Origin of the sequence: Phocaeicola abscessus CCUG 55929, assembly GCF_000312445.1 — a bacterium.
Lineage (GTDB): Bacteria > Bacteroidota > Bacteroidia > Bacteroidales > Bacteroidaceae > Phocaeicola > Phocaeicola abscessus.
This window is the reverse complement of the sequence record NZ_HE997186.1, coordinates 169385-189086: the sequence shown is the minus strand read 5'-3', so window position 1 is coordinate 189086 and position 19702 is coordinate 169385. Positions and strand designations below refer to the sequence as shown.

14 protein-coding genes and 3 pseudogenes are annotated in these 19702 nt (G+C 43.5%); 13 read left to right on the top strand and 4 right to left on the bottom strand.

Features of this window, described 5'->3' with window-relative positions; translation table 11 throughout:
• The 3 genes from BN102_RS09980 to BN102_RS09970 all read left to right on the top strand — a co-directional run bounded on the left by BN102_RS09980 (window position 1) and on the right by BN102_RS09970 (window position 3890).
• Window positions 1-1269, top strand: coding sequence for an ATP-binding protein (locus BN102_RS09980; protein WP_019209006.1), 1269 nt, complete (start codon window positions 1-3; stop codon window positions 1267-1269).
• A 102-nt stretch (window positions 1270-1371) separates the two neighbouring features.
• Entirely contained in the window at window positions 1372-3282 is a 1911-nt protein-coding gene (locus BN102_RS10600; RefSeq protein WP_019209005.1) for a tetratricopeptide repeat-containing sensor histidine kinase, read from the top strand.
• Window positions 3279-3890, top strand: coding sequence for a response regulator (locus tag BN102_RS09970; protein WP_019209004.1), 612 nt, complete (start codon window positions 3279-3281; stop codon window positions 3888-3890). The genes BN102_RS10600 and BN102_RS09970 overlap by 4 nt, the downstream gene beginning before the upstream one ends.
• Window positions 3891-4151: 261 nt before the next feature.
• Here BN102_RS09970 and BN102_RS09965 read toward each other — a convergent pair whose 3' ends face one another.
• The 3 genes from BN102_RS09965 to BN102_RS09955 are packed head-to-tail and all read right to left on the bottom strand — an operon-like array spanning window position 4152 to window position 7007.
• Complete coding sequence (locus BN102_RS09965; RefSeq protein ID WP_019209003.1) at window positions 4152-4514, bottom strand: virulence RhuM family protein; 363 nt, start codon at window positions 4512-4514, stop codon at window positions 4152-4154.
• Window positions 4515-4522: 8 nt separating this feature from the next.
• Complete coding sequence (locus tag BN102_RS09960; protein WP_036787966.1) at window positions 4523-5725, bottom strand: site-specific integrase; 1203 nt, start codon at window positions 5723-5725, stop codon at window positions 4523-4525.
• A 52-nt stretch (window positions 5726-5777) separates the two neighbouring features.
• A complete protein-coding gene (locus BN102_RS09955) occupies window positions 5778-7007 on the bottom strand; it encodes a site-specific integrase (protein ID WP_019209001.1) in 1230 nt (409 codons plus the stop codon).
• Window positions 7008-7292: 285 nt separating this feature from the next.
• On the opposite strand from BN102_RS09955, the pseudogene BN102_RS10970 reads away from it, so the two are divergent.
• From BN102_RS10970 to BN102_RS09925, 6 genes and pseudogenes are all read left to right on the top strand, one after another.
• Window positions 7293-7478 (top strand): annotated as a pseudogene (locus BN102_RS10970) (tyrosine-type recombinase/integrase); the annotation flags it as partial.
• A gap of 14 nt (window positions 7479-7492) precedes the next feature.
• A complete protein-coding gene (locus BN102_RS09945) occupies window positions 7493-8239 on the top strand; it encodes a hypothetical protein (RefSeq protein WP_019208999.1) in 747 nt (248 codons plus the stop codon).
• A gap of 99 nt (window positions 8240-8338) precedes the next feature.
• Complete coding sequence (locus tag BN102_RS09940; RefSeq protein ID WP_019208998.1) at window positions 8339-8695, top strand: helix-turn-helix domain-containing protein; 357 nt, start codon at window positions 8339-8341, stop codon at window positions 8693-8695.
• 10 nt (window positions 8696-8705) lie between these two features.
• Window positions 8706-9920: a virulence-associated E family protein gene (locus tag BN102_RS09935; RefSeq protein ID WP_019208997.1), complete on the top strand. Its 1215-nt coding sequence runs from the start codon at window positions 8706-8708 to the stop codon at window positions 9918-9920.
• Window positions 9921-10138: 218 nt separating this feature from the next.
• Complete coding sequence (locus BN102_RS09930) at window positions 10139-11029, top strand: DUF8464 domain-containing protein (RefSeq protein WP_019208996.1); 891 nt, start codon at window positions 10139-10141, stop codon at window positions 11027-11029.
• Window positions 11030-11172: 143 nt separating this feature from the next.
• Window positions 11173-11519 (top strand): annotated as a pseudogene (locus tag BN102_RS09925) (plasmid mobilization protein).
• Window positions 11520-11639: 120 nt separating this feature from the next.
• Here the strand turns inward: BN102_RS09925 and BN102_RS09920 are convergent.
• On the bottom strand, window positions 11640-12536 hold the full coding sequence (locus BN102_RS09920) for a TIGR02391 family protein (RefSeq protein ID WP_019208994.1): 897 nt from the start codon (window positions 12534-12536) through the stop codon (window positions 11640-11642).
• Between the two features lie 80 nt (window positions 12537-12616).
• On the opposite strand from BN102_RS09920, the pseudogene BN102_RS11190 reads away from it, so the two are divergent.
• The 4 genes and pseudogenes from BN102_RS11190 to BN102_RS09905 form a co-directional block, all read left to right on the top strand.
• Window positions 12617-13067 (top strand): annotated as a pseudogene (locus tag BN102_RS11190) (hypothetical protein); the annotation flags it as partial.
• A 100-nt stretch (window positions 13068-13167) separates the two neighbouring features.
• The gene (locus BN102_RS09915; RefSeq protein ID WP_019208993.1) at window positions 13168-13374 is read left to right on the top strand and encodes a helix-turn-helix domain-containing protein; all 207 of its coding nucleotides are present in this window, start codon (window positions 13168-13170) and stop codon (window positions 13372-13374) included.
• Window positions 13367-14278: a protein adenylyltransferase Fic gene (gene fic, locus BN102_RS09910; RefSeq protein WP_019208992.1), complete on the top strand. Its 912-nt coding sequence runs from the start codon at window positions 13367-13369 to the stop codon at window positions 14276-14278. The genes BN102_RS09915 and fic overlap by 8 nt, the downstream gene beginning before the upstream one ends.
• A gap of 51 nt (window positions 14279-14329) precedes the next feature.
• Entirely contained in the window at window positions 14330-19699 is a 5370-nt protein-coding gene (locus BN102_RS09905) for a DEAD/DEAH box helicase (protein ID WP_019208991.1), read from the top strand.
• Window positions 19700-19702 lie beyond the last annotated feature (3 nt).

Sequence of the window (19702 nt, the reverse complement as noted above, 5' to 3'; positions counted from 1 at the left end):
ATGGACGAAAAATTGCAAACGCTCAGGAAATACAACCTGTGGGATTCCGCCCCGTTTGACTTCGGATACGAGCGAAGCGGATATACGGACAAAATTGCGGCTTACACGGGCAACCGCCTCATCAAAGTGCTCGTGGGACAGCGGCGTGCAGGCAAGAGCTACCTGCTGCGCCAAGTGGCGCGGCGACTCGTGGAGGACGGCGTGAAGGCGGAAAACACGCTCATCATCAACCGCGAGTTGTCGGACTTCGACTTCCTTGTCACCCATCAAGACCTCGAAGAGTTGCTCAGGCTCTATAAGTCGGAGCTGAAACCGGAAGGGAAAGTCTATGTCTTCATCGACGAGGTGCAGATGATCGAGGGATGGGAGAAAACCGTAAATTCCTGTTCGCAGGACTATGCCGAGGAGTACGAGGTGTTCGTCAGCGGTTCCAACTCCCGCCTGCTCTCGGGCGAACTCGCCACGCTGCTCTCGGGTCGCTATGTCTGTTTCGAAATACTCCCTTTCAGCTTTTCGGAATACGCCGGCATCAGTGGCAAGGTGGCGGACAAGGCATGCTACACGGAATACATGAACGGCGGCGGACTACCCGAACTCTTCGCCCTGCCGCACCCCGAACTGAAACGCAACTACGTCGCTGCCGTCAAGGATACGGTGCTGCTGCGCGACATCATCCAACGCCGCAGCATCCGCGACCCGAAGCTGCTCGAAGACATTTTCGTGTTCCTGGTGAACAACGCCTCGAACCTTGTATCGGTGAGCGGCATCGTAAACTATTTCAAGAGTCAGGGACGCAAGACGAGCTACGATGCCGTGTCGAACTACATCGGCTACATCGAGGACACATTTCTGGTACATCGCTGCGACCGCTACGACATACGGGGTAAGGACACCATCGCGGGCAATGCGAAATACTATGTCAACGATCTCGCCTACCGGAACTATCTCTATCCGGGCTATGGCTACGGTTTCGGCTACCTGCTCGAAACCCTTGTTTACTTGGAGTTGCGCCGTGCGGGATACGATGTCTATACGGGCGTGGCGAAAGGGAAGGAGGTTGATTTCGTCGCCCGTAAAGCCGACAGGATCGTCTATCTGCAATGCGCCTACCTGCTTGCCGACGAGGCGACGGTGGAGCGGGAATATTCTGCGCTCGAAGCCATAGCCGACAATTTTGAGAAAGTCGTCGTTTCGCTCGACGACCTGACGCTCCCGCTGCGTGAGGGCATCCGCCATGTGCAGGCGTGGAAATTGGCGGAACTGTTATAAGGAAAACGGCAATTGTAACGCAAAAACTCCCACAAGTGGGGTATTGCGTTTCGGACGAGGAACATAATTTTGCAAAACATTAAACATCAAATTCCCTGCAAGATGAAGAGAACAGCCGCCATCCTCCTGCTCGCGCTCGTCGCTCTCTCTGCTTTTGCGGAAGAGAAGAACCGCTATGCCGACTCGCTGCTGCACATCGTGCAGACGAAACGGATGACCGACCTCGAACGGGCGAAACTATATGCCGACATCACCGAGTCGTACTGTGCCCACGACATGCCCAACACCTTCAAATACGGCACGATGGGCTTGGAGGCGGCCCTGCGGTGCGATGACAAGGCACTGATATTCCGTTTCTACAACTACATCGGCTCGACCTACACCTACCGTTGCTCCTACGACACCGCCAAGGTATATCTCGACCTGCAAGTCGCCGCAGCAGAATCCTCCGGTAACAAAAAACTCGTGCAGAAAGCATGGCAGGCGGCGGGCAACTTCTACGCACGCCAAGGGCAATTCATCCTCGCCGTGGAGAGTTATATTAACATATTGAAATATTTCGACGGCGACGAGAGCAGCCGCGACTACATCATTGCCCATGGCAATATCGGCGAGTGCTACCGCCGTATGGGCAATCCCAAGCGGGCATTGCACTATTTAGAACGGGAACGTGTACTGGCGGAGCAATACGGTGAACCGACCGGCATCGGGCAGTCGTACCGCGAACTGGGCTATGTGTATCTGGCATTGGGCGATGCGGACAAGGCGCTGGAATGCATGCTGAAAGTGAAGCCGAAAGAACGGTCTGCACCGGTCAATTATGCAGACCTCTGCGAAGCCCTTGTCAAGGCCTATCTGATGAAAGGAAAGTATCAGGAAGCCCTCGCGTGTGCGGCCGAATGCAAGTATGCTGCCCAGTGGTTGGGCGACCCGTATATCCATACGCTCACATGGAACATCTATGCCGACATCTACCGTGCGCAGGGTCGTTACGACGAATGTCGTACTGCCGCACTGAAAGCGTGGAGCATCGACTCGGTGTCGATCAATACGGCACCCGTTTCGGCGTTTAACATCGCCTTCGCCTCAGCAATGCTCGGCAGACGGGACGAGACTGCCCGTTTCTTCGGCTTGTATGACCGCATGATGAACGAGCGAACGGACAGGAACTACCACGAGGCACTCTCACAAATGGAGGTCGTGTATGAAACCGAAAAGAAACAGCAGCAAATAGCCTCTCTCGAGAAGGAAAGGGACTTCTATATAGTAATGGGAGTGTCGGGCGCGCTCATCTTCCTGCTTGTCTTCGGGTTGCTTTTCTACCGCCATCGCCTCAACCGCGGGAAGCGTGAACTTGCCGAACGGAAGGTGAAGCAACTGGAACAGGAAAAACAGCTTGTCGCCACACTCGCCCTCTTGGACGGCGAGACGGCCGAGCGTACCCGCTTGGCACGCGACCTGCACGACGGATTGGGCAGCATGCTCTCGGTCATCAAGTTACACCTGCATGGCATCCGGAATTTCTCCACACTGACGGAAGCGGATACCGAACGACTTGCCAAAGCTCGTGTGATGCTCGACGAACTGGCGGTAGAACTTCGCCGCGTGGCGCACAACCTGATGCCCGAATCGCTCTCACATTGCAGTCTCAAGGCTGCATTGGAGGATTTTTGCCGCTCCATTCCGATAGCAGACTTCAGGTTCTTCGGAGAGGATACGCACCTCGACAACCGCCTCGAAGTACTCATCTACCGTTGCGCCTACGAACTTGTCAACAATGCAATGAAACATGCCGAAGCTTCACGTATCAATGTGCAACTGACCGTCGATGCACGCCTCGTGTCGCTTTCCGTGCAGGACGACGGCAGGGGTTTCGACCCCGATACGGTAACCTATGGGGCAGGCTTTACCAACATACGCAACCGCATCTCAGCCTACAACGGCAAAATCAGCGTCTATTCCTCGCCCGGCGCAGGCACGGAAGTAACCATCGAAATAGAACTCGCATCATGATACGGATACACATCGCGGACGACCACCGCATGCTGGTCGAGGGGTTGCAGACAGCCATCGAGGGGTCGGGCATAGCCAAAGTCATCGACACATCGCATACATTCGACTCCTGCCGCAAAACGCTCCTGTTCAGACGTCCCGACGTGCTACTTCTGGACATTTCCATGCCCGACGGCAGCGGTATCGATTTCTGCAAGGAGATGCACGAGGCATATCCCGACATGAAGATTCTGATGCTCACCTCCTACGATGAATACACGATGGTGAGTCGCGCCGTCGCCGCCGGAGCATCAGGCTACATCCAGAAGAACGCCCTCTCGGAAGAAGTGGTGAAAGGCATCGAGACCGTCATGACGGGCGACACCTATTTCAGCCGCGACATCGACCGCATGATGAAGAAGCGCATCAATCATTCCGTGTGGCTCACCGCTCGCGAGCAGGAGCTGCTGCGCCACATCGTGGACGGCTGCACCAATCAGCAGATTGCCGACCGGATGTTTCTCAGTGTCGAGACCATCAAGACCTACCGCAAGAACCTCATTTTCAAACTCGGCACCAAGAATGCAGCGGAACTGGTGCAAATCGCCATACACGACAAATGGGTGTGAAAAACGGTTCTCCTTTTTCAAGCGAATGGGATATGCATAAAACAGCATATCCCATTCGCTTTTCTTTCTTTCCGAAACGCCACTTCTATCCATATCGAAGCCACAAGTACGCAGTCAATTCAGAATTCTAACAATCTCTGTTTCTTTGGTTTACTTTTGTTCTTACACCCGCTGTTGGTGTTTTAAATGTAAGTGATAAAAGAAAGAAGAAGACAGGCTTAGGAAAAGTTATTAAAAACTACTACCAGCCTATTTTCAAATTCAGTTGTACCATCTTTCTTTCTTATAATACACAAATAGTGGTGGACTTGTTTTCTTCTTCTCGGTCAGTCTTCTGATTATCCATTTACGGAAACTCTTGGCTTGTAGGGAAGCAAAGCGAAACGACAGCATCGTTATCATTTCAATGTTGTATAAATCCACTGCACCGCCCTTGAACGATAGCGTTTGCATCACCTCATCTTCTCTGAGCAAGCCCTCTTTGAGGATAGACTTGATGTGGCTGCTTACCTTGCCGGAGAATACACCGAACAAGGTGGCTATTTCGCAAGCCGACATCCAAACGGGAGTTGTCGGGATATGTACTTTTCCGTTCTCTCCAATGGTTATGATTTCTCCTTTCATAGTATATTTCAATATTCATTGTTTTTTCTTCTTTCGATTAACCTATCCATATCCTCTGCAATCTTCTTCTCGGAAATCTTCGCATAGGTCTGCGTACTGGTGATGGAGGCATGTCCCATCATCTTGGCGATACTCTCCGTACAAATCCCCTCGGAAATCAAAAACGAGCCGAAGCTGTGTCGGGCTTGATGGTAGGATAGGTTCTCCTTTCGCCCGATGATAACACCCAGTTCGTGTATCTCGAACCACATAGAGTCTCTGCTCGGCAGAGGAAAGACCGGCTGCGTATCATCGGTCGTATTGTACAAATCAAGTATCTGCTCGGCTATCGGATGCAGGGGAATGAAGGACTCTACTTTCGTCTTCTTGCGGTTGATGCGAATGTATCTTCTATTGTCGGTAGTCTGCCCGATATGGTGCGGATACAGCAGTTGGGTATCGACATAGGCGAGTCCCGTAAAACAGGAGAAGATAAAAGTCCGTCGAGCCAATTCCTTCAAAGGGTCATTGACGGGCAGTTTCAGTTCCAGCAGTTGTTTCAGTTCCGCCCTGCTGATATGCATCCGCTTGGAGGGTGGTTTCTTCTCATACTCCAACTCTTCCAGAGGATTGGCACGGATAATCTCATGGTCTACGGCAAGATACATCAGTCTGTTCAGCCAACAAAGGCAATGGTTGATCTGCGATGCTCCGAAGTTCTTGTACCGCTTCAGGTAGACCTTATATTCCCGTCCGAATTCCTCGGTGATGTCCGAAAAGGCAATATCCGTCTTACCTTTCGAGTCCAAGAACTCACGGATATAGCTCTGGTAATACCGAGAACTTCTGTAGGTCGAAGTGGAGTCGATTTCCTTGGAATGGACGGCAAGGTGTTCCCGTTCCCTTTCTCCCATTTTGAGCAGATGGGTAGGAATGACCGCCTGACCTGCTATCCTGTTTTTCAGCAATTCGGCACCGACCACACCCTGCTCTTTGAGCATTTCATCATAGAGCCGTTCCGCATGCTTGCGGAACTCTTTCAGGCGGTTGTTCGTCCGCACGTCAGTGGTCTCCGCCTTTTGGGCATTCCACTGTTTGGAATTACAGGAGATACCCGTGGTTATAACTGTACTTTTCCCATCGATGGAAATTCGGCAAAGTACGGCGGTCGTACCGTCCGCACGGACTTTGCTTCGATTGATGTATAACAATAAAGAGAATGTGCTGCGCATGGTTATTTCATTGTTCTTTGATTTTCATTCTGTTTTCTATATGTCTGTGTGTTTATAATACGAGTTTGAGGTCTTTTGTCGCCTCGATATATTTGTCCATATCCTCGAAAAGCTTCTTGGGCGTAACCTTCGCATAGATCTGCGTAGTTTGCAGGTTGGAGTGTCCCAGCATCTTGCAGATTGTTTCAATAGGGACGCCGGCTTCCAAGGTAATCAGCGATGCAAACGAGTGCCTGCCAGCATGGTAGGTCAGGTCTTCCCTGATGTCGGCAAGGACAGCCAGACATTTCATGAGGCGGCGCATGTTGGGATAGTGCAGCATCGGGAAGAGTGTAGGACGGTTGTCGTCCCGGTACTTCTCTATCAAGGTAAGGGCTTTGGGCAGCAGCTTGACACAGGCACGAAGCTCGTTTTTCTTGCGGCGGTATTTAAGCCACAGCCCGCCATTGTCATCCGTGAACAGATTGTCACGCGTAACGGAAACGGCATCGGCGTAGGCTGTTCCCGTATAGCAGGCAAAGAGAAACAGGTCTCTTGCCAAGATATGGGAGGCACGATGTTCGGGGATTACCAAGTCACGGATTTTCTCGAAGGATTCCCGGCTTAGGGCTTTCGGCGTTTTTTCCTTTGATTGGGGAAGGCTGAAGTGGGCGAAGAAGCACCTGTTGGCATGTCCCTCCTTGTAGGCTTTTCGGCATACTTTCTTGACGATAGCCAGATAGTGCCGGCAGGTATCTATGGCAAGTCCTTTCTCGTCCAAGATGAAACTCTGGTAATCGTGGATGAACTGCTCCGTCATCTGACCGAAAGCGACGTCTTTGGAGTGAAACTCCTTTTCGATGAACTCTGCCAAGGTTCTCCGGGTATAGATATAGGCAGGATAAGTTCCCTTTGCACGGTCTATCCCGATACGCTTTCTCAATTCCTCACAGACGATGTCCGCCATCCCCAACAGGGTCATCTGCGTTTCGAGGCTTCCCTGAAACAGGTTCTTGATCTCTTCTGCATCAAAATTCATCTTGCGTTCCACCAAGGTGTCGAATGCTGCATGAATGGAAAGCAACAGCTTGTCCAATTTGGCATTGACCTCTACGGCTTCATTGCTTTTACCGTTCAATCGACTCTCACGAGGATTCCATAAGTCAGGAGTACAGGAGAGTTTGCAACTGAACTGCACCATCGAACGATTGACGGTAATGCGTCCCATGATAGGAGCTTTGCCCGACTTGTCGGGTCTGCTCTTTTTCAGGTAGAGCAACACCTTGAATTTTTCTATTTTCATACGCTTTAATTTTATGGGCAAAATTACCCGTTGTTAAAGCGTTCTTTGATAAGCAAGACGTTGTGGAACAGAGAGATAGAACCTACTCCAGAAAAATCTTTCCTTTTTCGTTACCTCGCCCCACTGGGGAAACTGGCGGATAACGGTTTGGTAACTGAAAGGATTCAATATTCCGTGCCGAATTGCTTTCCTGCCACACTCGCAGCATATAGAAAATCGACTAATTTACAACATGTTACCGGTTTATTCTCTATATTCTTCCAAATCCTTAAATGGACGATATTGTTCCATTGCTTTAGACACACATTTGCTACCCTCCAACTTGCAAATGGAACAGACATCTATACCGTAAGCAAGATGTTAGGACATACAAATGTCAAAACGACCCAAGTATATGCTAAGGTTGTCGATGAAAAGAAAAATAAAGCAGCTAATGCTATTCAAATAGATATTGAAAATAATAAAACTTAATTCGACAACATAATATGAATACCAAATATTTTGAACATATCGTAGTATATCTGTCCGTTCTTGTTGTTTGTGTCATCATTGCTTTGTTCGCAAGAGTGGTTGCCTTACGTTTAGGGGTTGATGAATTTACTGCACAAATAGTCTTTTGGAGTGTTGTTGCCATAGGCATTATCATTTATTCTATATTGTCTATTTTGGTTGAGGGACTATTTACGGCATTAGTTAAGTTTTTCTTTCCAAAGAAACAAGAAGAAAAAACAAATGATAATGCGTCCGACATTGAGGCTAGACAAGTAGTAGACGGTGTGGGCAGTTCTCCTTATGCACAACAGCAACAACCAATGGACTTTGACTCAATTCGGCAACAGCAACAAAAGATAATGAACCAAAAGGAACAGGATAAACGTACGATAGCCATTAAATATACTCAACAGCAGTTCGCACCTTATGTTTCTGACAAAGATTTACTCAGACTTTGCAAATATATAGAGTTGTACTCCGCTAAACTTCCCTTATCACACATTGAGCCAATTAATATCAAAGAGTTAGTTGCCTTAGACCTGTTTCATTTTGGTTGGAATATATGGAACCATTTTAGAGTTGGCAAACAAGATGAAATTTCGCAGTTCCTTAAGCAGGTTTTTGCCATCACATTTAAAGATGTGGAAGTTGGAAGCATAAAAAGCCATCTTCGTGATGATGAAAAGAAAGGTATTATTCCTATTGTACAAAGCCTTTCAGACCGCCAAATAACAGAATAACACACAACCCTATTGTGTTTTTATAGTGTTTCTTCAGTGTCTTAGGACACAGAGGAAACACTTTTTTCATTTGCACCGTAAAAATCAATAAGAAGTATTATGGTACAAAATGAAATTACTTTTGAGAACTTGCCAAAGGCTGTTGCTCACTTAGTCAGCGAAGTTGCTGAAATCAAGAATTTAGTATGTAAAGGACAAACACCTATTGTCCCTCCCAAACGTATTCCTATTGGAATAGATGATGCGTGTAAACTTATAGGGAAAGCCAAACCCACGGTTTACACCTTAGTACGTAAACGCTTACTACCTTGCTATAAGAATGGTAAGCATCTCTACTTTTTTGAAGATGAGTTGTTGGCATGGATTGAAGGAGGTAAGAAAAAGACTGTTGCCGAAATCAACGAGGAGGCAAAAACTTTTATCTCTGATAAACATTCTGATTCTTCCCTTTTATAAAGCCTATATCATGAAAAAGGAAAAAACAGAAGCAAATACAAAACAATCCAAGAATGAACGTATAGAACAATTCTTGAAAGAGCATTATGCTTTTCGCTATAATACCGTGAAAAGCAGAACAGAGTTTCGGGAAAAAGAGTCTGACACATCATTCCGACCTCTTACTAAATATGACATCAATTCTATGCGCCGTTTGGTAGATGGGACTTTGGGGATATATACTCCAGCCGATAATATTCGCGCAATATTAGAGAGTGACTTTTGCAATAAAGTTAACCCAATTCGTGAGTTTTTGCAGAACCTGCCAAAACCTAAAGGCGAAGATGATTCTGAAATCATAAGGTTGGTAAATTGTGTTACGGTGAAGAATCCTGAGAAGTGGAAGCACTATTTTGTGAAATGGCTGGTTGCGGTTGTAGCCAATGCTATGGATGATTTACAGTGTCGTAATCATACATGTTTAGTTCTTACAGGTGAACAAGGAAAATTCAAAACAACTTTCCTTGATTTACTCTGTCCAGAAGAACTGAAGAGTTATCTTTTCACAGGAAAGATAGACCCGCAAGGAAAAGATGTGCAAACCCTGATAGCAGAATACCTTTTTATCAATATTGACGACCAGCTAAAGGCACTCAATAAAAGAGATGAGAATGAGTTGAAGAATCTGATAACAACGCTAAGAGTAAAATATCGAAGACCATACGATACTTACATTGAAGAGTATCCTCATCTGGCAAGCTTTATGGCATCAGTTAATGGCAATGATTTTCTGACGGATCCGACAGGAAGTCGTCGCTTTCTGCCTTTTGAAGTTGAGCACATTGACATTGACGCAGTTAAAGAGATTAATATCACCAAGGTGTACTCCGAAGCTGTTGAATTGTGGAGAGTTGGGTATCATTACTGGTTCAATGAAGAGGAAATAGCCGAACTGCATCAAGAGAGCGAAGGATTTCATGTGCAGACTGTTGAATATGAAATGCTTCTAAAAGGTATGGAAAAGCCTGCAGTAACCGAAGAAAGTTATATGACCACTTCTGAAATCTTGAATTATTTACGAGCTTACACCACGCTTAACCTAAGTGAAAGGAGAATGGGAGAGGCCTTGAAAAAAGCTGGTTTCTTGCGGAAATCCAAAAGGATAAGTGGCAATCCAATGTATGTCTATCATATACGCAAGATTGTTCCCAATCCTTTTATCCAAAGTTACAATACAAATTATTAATACTACTTTACTACAAAGAGAGTTAAAGCATTGAAAGAAAAAAGGTTAGACCGTAGTAAATAATGATATAAGGTATTACTACCTCATTACTACCAACCTACCATATACATGTGCTATGATTACTACAAAGATAGTTAGTACTACATGTTTTTCTTTCATTGTCAATGACTTACAAAACAATAACATTGTAGTAAGTAATAGGTTTAAAAGCTACAAGTATGACAATAGATGAAATTAAAGCAATATCAATTAAAGATTACTTAGGTAGCATGTCTATATACCCTATAAAGAATTATGGCTATTACGGAATGTATAAAAGTCCATTCCGAAATGAACATACTCCAAGTTTCAAAGTTGATTATAATCAAAATCTATGGTACGACTTTGCCCTTGATGAAGGTGGGAGTCTTATAGATTTAGTTATGAGATTACATAATTGCAGTTTAATACAAGGTATAGAGTTGTTTAATGGCAAACAAAATATCCTGCCGAAATTATCCATAGCTAATAGCAAAACAAATTCTCCAAGCCAATCACGTATAGAGGTTATCGGCTCTACCAACTTATGTCATCCGAATCTCATAGAATATTTCACACATAGAGGAATCAATCTGAACATTGCGAAAAAATATTGTAGGGAAATCCATTATAGAATTGGTGATAGGAGTTTTTACGCAATAGGCTTTCCAAACAATTCTTATGGGTATGCGTTGCGCAACCCATACTTCAAAGGGTGTTTGCCTCCTTCCGATGTGTCGTATGTTCCCAGTCCTTCAGAACAAATCAATCTGTTTGAAGGTTTTATGGATTATCTTAGTCTGCTTACGATGAGTCCAGATGAAGAGAAGAAAGCTGCACTGATACTTAACTCGATTAATAATATCAAAAAGTCAAGATTTTTCCTTTCAAAGCACAAGCTCATCTATTCATATTTAGATAATGATGAAGGAGGAAAGCGAACTTTAGAACAACTCAAAAGAGACGGTTTTGATGTTCAAAACTGCTCTTCCGTCTTCCAGAATTATAAAGACCTAAATGAGTACTTATGTGCTGAATTCAAGCATTCAGAGAAAGCAAAAAATAAGAAAACCAAAGGGATTAAGCTATGATTGTAGGATTTGCTTTGCATAATCTATTTTTCGGGGAGCAAGTTTATGTTTTGGACATACCAAAACCACTTGCTCCACCTCCTGACAGTCGTTGCAGAGGATTATCCCGCTGGTCTCCATCAAATCAAATTAAAGAAACAGGTATGATAAAAACAGAATATAAAAAAGGTGGTCGTCCAACCAAGGGCGTAGCCGAAAAGAAGAAATACCGTATCACGGTGAAACTGAATACGCAGGATTACTATACGCTCAAAGGCAAAGCCCAAAGCGCAGGAGTAACCATGAGTGAGTTTGTAAGAAAAGTTCTTGATAAAGGAAATGTCATTGAACGGCTGACCGTAGAGCAAGTAGACTTCATTCGCAAGCTGTGTGGCATGGCAAACAATCTCAACCAATTGGCGCATCGTGCCAATGTGAAAAGGGGTGTATCGTTACTCATTTTCATCAAACTATCATTGACAAGGTAGAGGAAATTCTAAACTTGATATGAAGAAGTATGAGTGTTACTATTGGTATGCATTGTGGCTTTTAAGCGAGTAAATAGGACGCCGTGGAAGGAAGTTTTATATTTTTGTGCTAAAAGTTCCCTGCGTATATCTACAGACCATCATTATGTTGGATTTAATTTTGATTTGTCAAGTATTCTGTGTAAATAACTTATAAAATGAAGCTGTTCAAGACATTCATTTTTTGTTATTTGATAATTCAACTTGTGTGCATGAGCATTTCTAAAAGCCATTATGGCTCCTGAAAATAACCACATAATACCTTGTTGTATGTCTTTACTTTTGGATATCTTTAAGATAGGCTTATTAGGCGAAAAAACATTTTGCATAAGCGGAGTATTGTCTAACTCATAGCATTGTGATTTCTGTTTTACTCGATTTACCAAACCTATTGTCGCATCTAAAACAGCTTGTCTATAATACCCATCTATGAATAATTTAGATGAAGTCTTGATAATATCTTCATGCAAAGTTATTAATGATTTGTCTTCTTGAAAGGATTCTACATTGTCTATATTATCAATAGCGACATTAATCTTTTTTTTCGCTTTTAAAATACACGGTTTTATTTCGTGTGAGAAATATTCGAAACTATGGGCAACAAACGCTTTGCCATTGATAGAAACCTTGAATGGCTTTTTAAAAACAATAAATTGTCTTATATCACTGCTAATCGCCATATTCTCCATATCTTCAATTGTACCTCTGTATGGATAATATTCACGTTTATTAATCTCACTTAAAGGAATCACACTTCCCTTCGGGTAATATCTAAATTCACCTCCATCCTTATCGTAAAGAATTACAGGAATCTTTCTGTATTCAGGTAGCTCTGCATCCGCATCGTATCCATAAAGTTCATTAACGCACAATTGCTTTAGTGCTATGTTCCCCGTTCTTTGAGCAAAATCAATTATTGATGGTAATACATCGGATAGTTTCTTAGAATTAAGCTCTTTAACTATTTGACTTTTAATGCTATTGAAATCTTTCATTTTCATTTTTGGTTGTTTATAATAATGTTGTTTTAGCTCTTTTCACATAATGGAGAGAGGATATCGCAAAATTAAGAAAAAAATAATACCATTATGTACAAATACGTATCAAAGAGGAGGATAGTAAGTCGATTGATAAGCTGGTGACAGATATACAGGTTTGTAGAGTAAAGGAGCGGAAAGAGCTTCCAAAACAACAAAAACATTTCTATAGACATAGCTTTGACATTAAATCCTCGAAAGTCTTTACCTATGTGGTTATTACGACTGTTGTATGTTTTGCTTCTTTAGTTGGCAACTATTTACTATGGCAAGGTAAACGGGAATATGAGGACGATGCTTTGAAGTTCCGTATTATCCGCGTATGGCGTGGTTGTAGCCCAAAGGAGGTCTTGTGGCTCAATGATGTATTTGATATTAATCGTGATGCTACCATGATTAAAAGTATCCAGAGGCACAGATAATTATAATATAGAACTAAAAGCAAAAGCAGATAGCCTGATGCAGAATAACCTACAAAATAAGAAAAACAAATAGTGTTGAATATATAAACTTTAATAAGAGGAGAATTTTCTCCTCTTATTAAGAATTTTATATAAGAAAATTTACTATATTTGCAAACTATCATATATCATTTATGAAAAGTCCAACCAACAGAATAAAAGAGGTGCTTAACGAAAAGGGGATTAAGCAGACATGGCTTGCGGAGAAACTTGGTAAGAGTTTCACTATTGTGAATTCATACGTTTGCAATCGTCGACAGCCAAGCCTTGAATTACTATTCCAGATTGCAGAGATCTTGCAGGTGAATCCAAAAGATTTGATTAACACCCCAGATGAGTAACGTTTTTATTATGACAGAACATAAAGAGCAACATAAAAAATCTATTCGTTTTTTCAACGACCGTGAAGTAAGGGCGGTATGGGACGACGAACACAATAAGTGGTGGTTCTCTGTGCTGGACATCATTACTGCAATTAACGAGCAAGATGATTACCAAAAGACCAGAAACTATTGGAAGTATCTCAAAACAAAGTTGAAGAAAGAGAATAACGAACTGGTTAGTGCCACTAACCGGTTCAAAATGCAAGCCCCGGATGGGAAACAGCGATTGACGGATATGCTGGATAGCGAGGGTGTAGTCTTATTGGCAAAGGCTATGCCTAACAGCAAGGCAATGGGATTTCTTGATTGGTTTACCTACAGCGACAACACTATTGATGGACAGAGCAAGAAAAAGGCTTATCAGCTTTTTGAAAGTGGTGTCTTAAAGACTGTAGACCCAGGTACAATCAAATGTTTACAACAAATACACGCTTATCTCTTTGGTGGTCTTTACGATTTTGCTGGCCAAATCCGTACGAAGAATATTTCAAAAGGAGGCTTTACGTTTGCTAATTGTATGCACTTCCCCGAAACCCTGCAAACAATAGAGCGAATGCCCGAAACAACCTTTGATGAGATTATGGATAAGTATGTAGAGATGAACGTAGCTCATCCATTTATGGAAGGTAATGGTCGCAGCACTCGCATTTGGCTAGACCTCATGCTGAAACGTTCTCTCAAACGATGTGTGGATTGGAGTCAGATAGATAAGAACGAATATCTGACCGCAATGCGTGAGAGTATTTCTGATAGTACGCACATTAAGTCTTTAGTACAGCCTGCTCTCACCACCAAGATTCATGACCGAGAAATGTTTATGCAAGGTATTGATTATTCATATTATTATGAGCAGAATGATTGATAGCATTTGAAAATAATAAAAGTAAATAAGTATTCATAGAAAACAAGACAAATGAAAACATTTGACGAGATACTAAATTTATTCCGTGAATATTCTGCAACGGAGTTAGAAAAAGGGCATAAGTTTGAACAGTTGATACAGCGTTGGCTTCTTTCTGACCCACGTTATAGCAATACCGTAAAAAGAGTGTGGCTTTGGAATGAATTTCCTGCTAAAGCCGAGTTCGGGACACACGATTTGGGCATTGACCTTGTTGCAGAGACTGATCAAAAAGAGTTTTGGGCAATCCAATGCAAATGCTATCGTGAAGATGCTGTTATTGATATGCCTAAAGTTGATTCTTTTATTTCACAAGCAACACGCACATTTACGCATCCTGACACGAAAGAAAAGATTTCTTTTTCCGAAATGATTTGGGTTTCAACGACATCGAAATGGAATCCTCATGCAGAGCAGAAAATCCAAAATCAGCTCATTCCTTTTACTCGTATCAATCAGTTTGAATTGCGAAATGCTGCGGTTGATTGGGAAAAGCTCAATAGTGGCCAACAGGGACAGAATGCTGTATTACCGGGGAAAAGTCCTCGCGCCCATCAAATAAAAGCGATGGAATGTGCTCAGAATCATTTCATGGAGCATGATCGTGGCAAACTCATTATGGCATGTGGCACGGGTAAGACTTATACCTCACTGAAAATCGTTGAACAGGAGACCAACAAAAAAGGACTTGTTTTATTTCTTGTGCCGAGCATCGCCTTATTAGGACAAGGATTAAATAATTGGATGACCGACACTTCTGCCGTCATCAAACCGATATGTATTTGTTCTGACTCAAAAGCTTCTAAACTCAATGAAGACATCGATGTAAGTATTGTAGATATGCCATATCCGGCTACCACCAATATTCCTACTACTGTAAAGCATTTGTTGCAATATAGAAAGAGTGATGCGTTGATTGTGGTGTTTTCCACTTATCAAAGCATTGACGTGGTAGCTGAAGCACAACGGCAGATACTCGAAGAGACCAACGGAACTTTTGGTGTATTCGACATGATCGTATGCGATGAGGCACATCGAACCACCGGTGCAAAGAGCAAGTATAAGGAGGAAAGCAATTTCACAAAGATTCACGATAATAACTTTATTCAAGGGCGGAAGCGTATGTATATGACGGCAACGCCACGTTATTACAATGCTAACATCAAAGAAACGGCCAAGGAAAAAGACATGCTTCTATGGAGTATGGATAATGAGGATTTCTTTGGAAAGGAGTTTTATCGTATCGGGTTTGGTGAAGCGGTTGATCTTAAGTTGCTTACCGATTATAAGGTGCTGGTGCTGACGTTGAGTGAAGAAGATTTGTCAGAGGACATGAAAACGAAGATCAAAGGCAACGATGAACTTACGTTGGATGATGCATCTAAACTGGTGGGCTGTGTCAATGCGCTTTCCAAACGCATCAAAGGAGACAAAGGGATTACGGCGGCGGAAGACCCCGGAATGATGAAACGTGCTGTGGTATTTTGTTCTACTATCAATCGCTCAAAGCGTTTCAGTGGCATCGCATCAACCGACTTTGCCATGCAGTTCCCCGAATTGGCCAAATACTATAAAGAAAACGATGTCGAGGAAAGCGAACGTAATCAAGTGGTAAATGTGGAAGCACGCCATATCGACGGCGGAATGAGTGCCGAGATAAGGGCTGAAGCCATAGACTGGTTGAAGGATGAGAGCATTGCCGATGGTCAGTGCCGTATATTAAGCAATGTGCGCTGTTTGTCTGAAGGTGTAGACGTGCCGGCACTTGATGCTGTAATCTTCGCGTCGGCTCGTGATAGCCAAGTAGATGTAGTGCAGAGCGTTGGACGAGTGATGCGTAGTTTTAAAGACCCTAAAACTCAAGAACCAAAGAAATACGGATACATTATCATTCCGGTAGTGGTCCCGCCCAACACCGAACCTAATCTTATTCTTGACAACAACGATAGATTTAAGGTAGTTTGGGATATTCTCAATGCCCTCCGTGCGCACGATGAACAGTTTAATGCTACGGTCAACAAAATCAGTTTGAATAAAGAACGTCCTTCAAAGATTGTTGTGGCCGGAGTGCCAAGGGGTTCGTTCCAGATGCTTGGAGGTGACGCACGACCTACGCATGATGACAATGAGAAAGACCTTGCACAACTTTCCAATGAAGACGTGGCCACCCAACTCGAACTTCGATTTGGCGAATTGCAAGATGGCATATATGCCAAAATGGTAGAAAAGGTTGGCGACCGACTGTATTGGGAGAACTGGGCTGCTAAAGTAGGTGATATTGCCAAGAAGTTTATTTATCGTATCGGGCAACTTGTTCATACCGGTGTACACAAAGAAGAGTTTGACACCTTTCTACATGTGTTGCAACAAAACCTCAATCCTTCGATTACGGCAGAACAGACCATCGAAATGTTGGCGCAGCACATGATTACCCGTCCTGTGTTTGAAGCTTTGTTTAAAGAATATCATTTTGCAACCAACAACACGGTAAGCCAAAGCATGCAACGCATGCTGGAAATCTTAGAAAGCGAAGAAGTAAGCAAAGATACTTCTGTGCTTGAGGATTTCTACAGCAACGTAAGCAAATATGTGGGCACGATTGATAATTTGGAAGGAAAACAAGCCATCATCAAAACGCTGTACGAGAAGTTCTTTAAGGGGGCTTTCCCTAAAACGGTAGACAAGTTAGGCATTGTCTATACACCGATAGAATGTGTCGATTTTATTGTACACTCGGTGAACGATATTCTGAAAAAGGAGTTCAACTGCTCATTGACCGATGAGCATGTGCACATTCTTGACCCCTTCACAGGCACAGGAACTTTCATTACGCGCCTACTGCAAAGCGGACTGATTCACCCTGAAGACATGGAACGTAAGTATCTGCACGAGATTCATTGCAATGAGATTGTGCTGCTGGCTTACTATATTGCCGATGTTAATATCGAGAGCGTGTTCCATGAATTGACGCAGCGTGCGGAATATCTGCCCTACAATAATATATGTCTTACAGACACCTTCCAGACCACTGAAAATAGAGAACCTGTTTTTGATAAATCGTGGTTTGCGGGGAATAGCGCCAATGTAGAGCAACAACTCAAAGCGCCTATACGTGTTATTATAGGCAATCCACCTTATTCTATCGGTCAGAAGTCTGCCAACGACAATGCGCAGAACCAAAGCTACGAAATGCTTGACAAGCGCATAGCAGACTCCTATGTGAAAGAGTCAGCTGCAACGAGTACAAAATCCATTTACGATCTTTATATCAAAGCCTTTAGATGGGCGTCCGACCGTCTTTCCATGAATAAAGAAGAAGGAGGCGTAGTGGCATTCATCAGCAATGGCGCATGGATAGACGGTAATGCCAACGATGGTTTCCGCAAATGTTTAGAGCGCGAGTTCTCTGCTATCTATGTATTCAATCTGCGGGGAAACCAACGAACCAGTGGAGAATTGTCAAGAAAAGAAGGAGGAAAAATATTTGGTTCAGGTTCTCGCACTCCTATAGCCATTACATTGTTGGTCAAGAAACCTCATCAGACAGCTGACAATCGTGCTACAATATACTATCACGACATCGGCGACTACCTATCGCGCGAGGAGAAATTGAAGATAGTGCATAATTTTAAGAGCATCTGTTCACCGAAACTCAATTGGACAATACTCCAGCCTAACGAACACGGCGATTGGATTAACCCGCGCAACGAAGGTTTTTCGGAACTTATACCCTTGGCACCTGAAAAGAAGTTTGATACCAAAACGCAGAGTGCGTTTAACACATTTTCATTAGGTGTGGCAAGCGGTCGTGATAGCTGGGTATATAATTTCTCTATTGAGAGCATTAGAAAGAATGTTAATTCTACCATTAATTTCTATAATGAACAGAGAGAATTGCTAAATAGACAAGAAAAAACAGAGATTGATAGAAACTCCACAAAAGGGGTGTGGACAGATTATTGGTTGGATAGTATTTCTAAGAATAAAGTTTTTAGGTTACAAGAAAAAGGCTTTAGATGTGGCTTATATCGTCCTTTTGTTCAAAGCAACTTTTATTTTGAATACCAATTAAATACACGTCAATATCAACAAACAAAACTCTTCCCAACTCCTGAAAGCAAGAATTTAGTCATCTGTCTATCGGGTATTGGTAGCAGTAAGGATTTCTCGGCATTGATAACGGATAAGATACCAGACTTGCAACTAATGTTTAATGGGCAATGTTTCCCTCTCTATTGGTACGAGGAAAACAAGCAACAAGGTTTATTTGCAACAGAGAGTGGAGATTGTATCTGCCACGATGGCATCAGCGATTGGATGTTGAAAGAAGTAAGGAATCGTGTGGGCAATAAGAAAATCACCAAAGAAATGATATTCTATTATATCTACGGTTTGCTACATTCGCCCGATTATCGCAATACCTTTGCATCGGATTTAAAGAAATCGCTGCCTCGTATTCCTATTATTACGGACGAAACAGAGTGGCTGAACTTCTACTATGCGGGCAAGATGTTGGCAGAGCTACATTTAAATTACGAAAGTGTAGAGCCATACGAGGTAACCATCAACGACAACTATGCAGGAGAAGACGAATACGCACACTATGCAGTAAGCAAGATGCGTTTCCCAAAGAAAGGCGAACAAAGCACGATTATCTACAACGAATATCTGCGCATTGACGATATTCCCGCACGCGTTTACGAGTATGTGGTGAATGGCAAGAGTGCGGTGGAATGGATCATGGAGCGGTATGCTGTGACTATCGACAGGAAAAGCCTTATCAAGAACAACCCCAACCTTTGGAGCAAAGAGCATGAAGAGCCGCGCTATATTTTCAATCTGTTGTTATCGGTGATGAACGTAAGCCTGCAAACAGCTGACATTATGGAGCGATTGCCACGACTACACTTCGATGGCAGTAATGTTACGATCACAGAGAAAGGCCACGATATGCTACCCATGGAGGAAGAAGACCCTAACACCTACAAAGGTAGCGATACGCTGAAGTTGAGCATCAAGCAAGTGTTCTTTAATCAGATTGTGGCAGGAACAAAGAAAACGGAATACCGCGAGATATTCAATGCCTATACAGCCAATAAGTACCTTGCCACCGATGTGCATGGAACGCCGCTATGCGACCCGAAGCATACGGTTGAGGGGCGCACCTATCATCCCGATGAATACAACAACGGACACTTCTCGTTTGTGGCACGTCCTTACAAACGCATCCGCCTCTCGGTAGGTCCTTTTGGCGACAGTTGCATGGTAGAGATAACGCATGTAACCTTCAGCGTCGCTCGACAGAAAGGTAACGGCTTAGTAGTATGGCAAGCGGAATATCATTGGGGAAAGGTAACGAATGTGAGAAGAAAACATAAGTAAGAG

Bases quoted from the DNA above. Each gene is read 5' to 3' on its own strand.
- BN102_RS09945 (WP_019208999.1), top strand. From the start codon at position 7,493: ATGAATACCAAATATTTTGAACATATCGTAGTATATCTGTCCGTTCTT.
- BN102_RS09965 (WP_019209003.1), bottom strand. From the start codon at position 4,514: ATGAAAGGAGAAATCATAACCATTGGAGAGAACGGAAAAGTACATATC.
- BN102_RS09930 (WP_019208996.1), top strand. From the start codon at position 10,139: ATGACAATAGATGAAATTAAAGCAATATCAATTAAAGATTACTTAGGT.
- BN102_RS09905 (WP_019208991.1), top strand. From the start codon at position 14,330: ATGAAAACATTTGACGAGATACTAAATTTATTCCGTGAATATTCTGCA.
- BN102_RS10600 (WP_019209005.1), top strand. From the start codon at position 1,372: ATGAAGAGAACAGCCGCCATCCTCCTGCTCGCGCTCGTCGCTCTCTCT.
- fic (WP_019208992.1), top strand. From the start codon at position 13,367: ATGAGTAACGTTTTTATTATGACAGAACATAAAGAGCAACATAAAAAA.
- BN102_RS09920 (WP_019208994.1), bottom strand. From the start codon at position 12,536: ATGAAAATGAAAGATTTCAATAGCATTAAAAGTCAAATAGTTAAAGAG.
- BN102_RS09980 (WP_019209006.1), top strand. From the start codon at position 1: ATGGACGAAAAATTGCAAACGCTCAGGAAATACAACCTGTGGGATTCC.
- BN102_RS09955 (WP_019209001.1), bottom strand. From the start codon at position 7,007: ATGAAAATAGAAAAATTCAAGGTGTTGCTCTACCTGAAAAAGAGCAGA.
- BN102_RS09935 (WP_019208997.1), top strand. From the start codon at position 8,706: ATGAAAAAGGAAAAAACAGAAGCAAATACAAAACAATCCAAGAATGAA.
- BN102_RS09970 (WP_019209004.1), top strand. From the start codon at position 3,279: ATGATACGGATACACATCGCGGACGACCACCGCATGCTGGTCGAGGGG.
- BN102_RS09915 (WP_019208993.1), top strand. From the start codon at position 13,168: ATGAAAAGTCCAACCAACAGAATAAAAGAGGTGCTTAACGAAAAGGGG.
- BN102_RS09940 (WP_019208998.1), top strand. From the start codon at position 8,339: ATGGTACAAAATGAAATTACTTTTGAGAACTTGCCAAAGGCTGTTGCT.
- BN102_RS09960 (WP_036787966.1), bottom strand. From the start codon at position 5,725: ATGCGCAGCACATTCTCTTTATTGTTATACATCAATCGAAGCAAAGTC.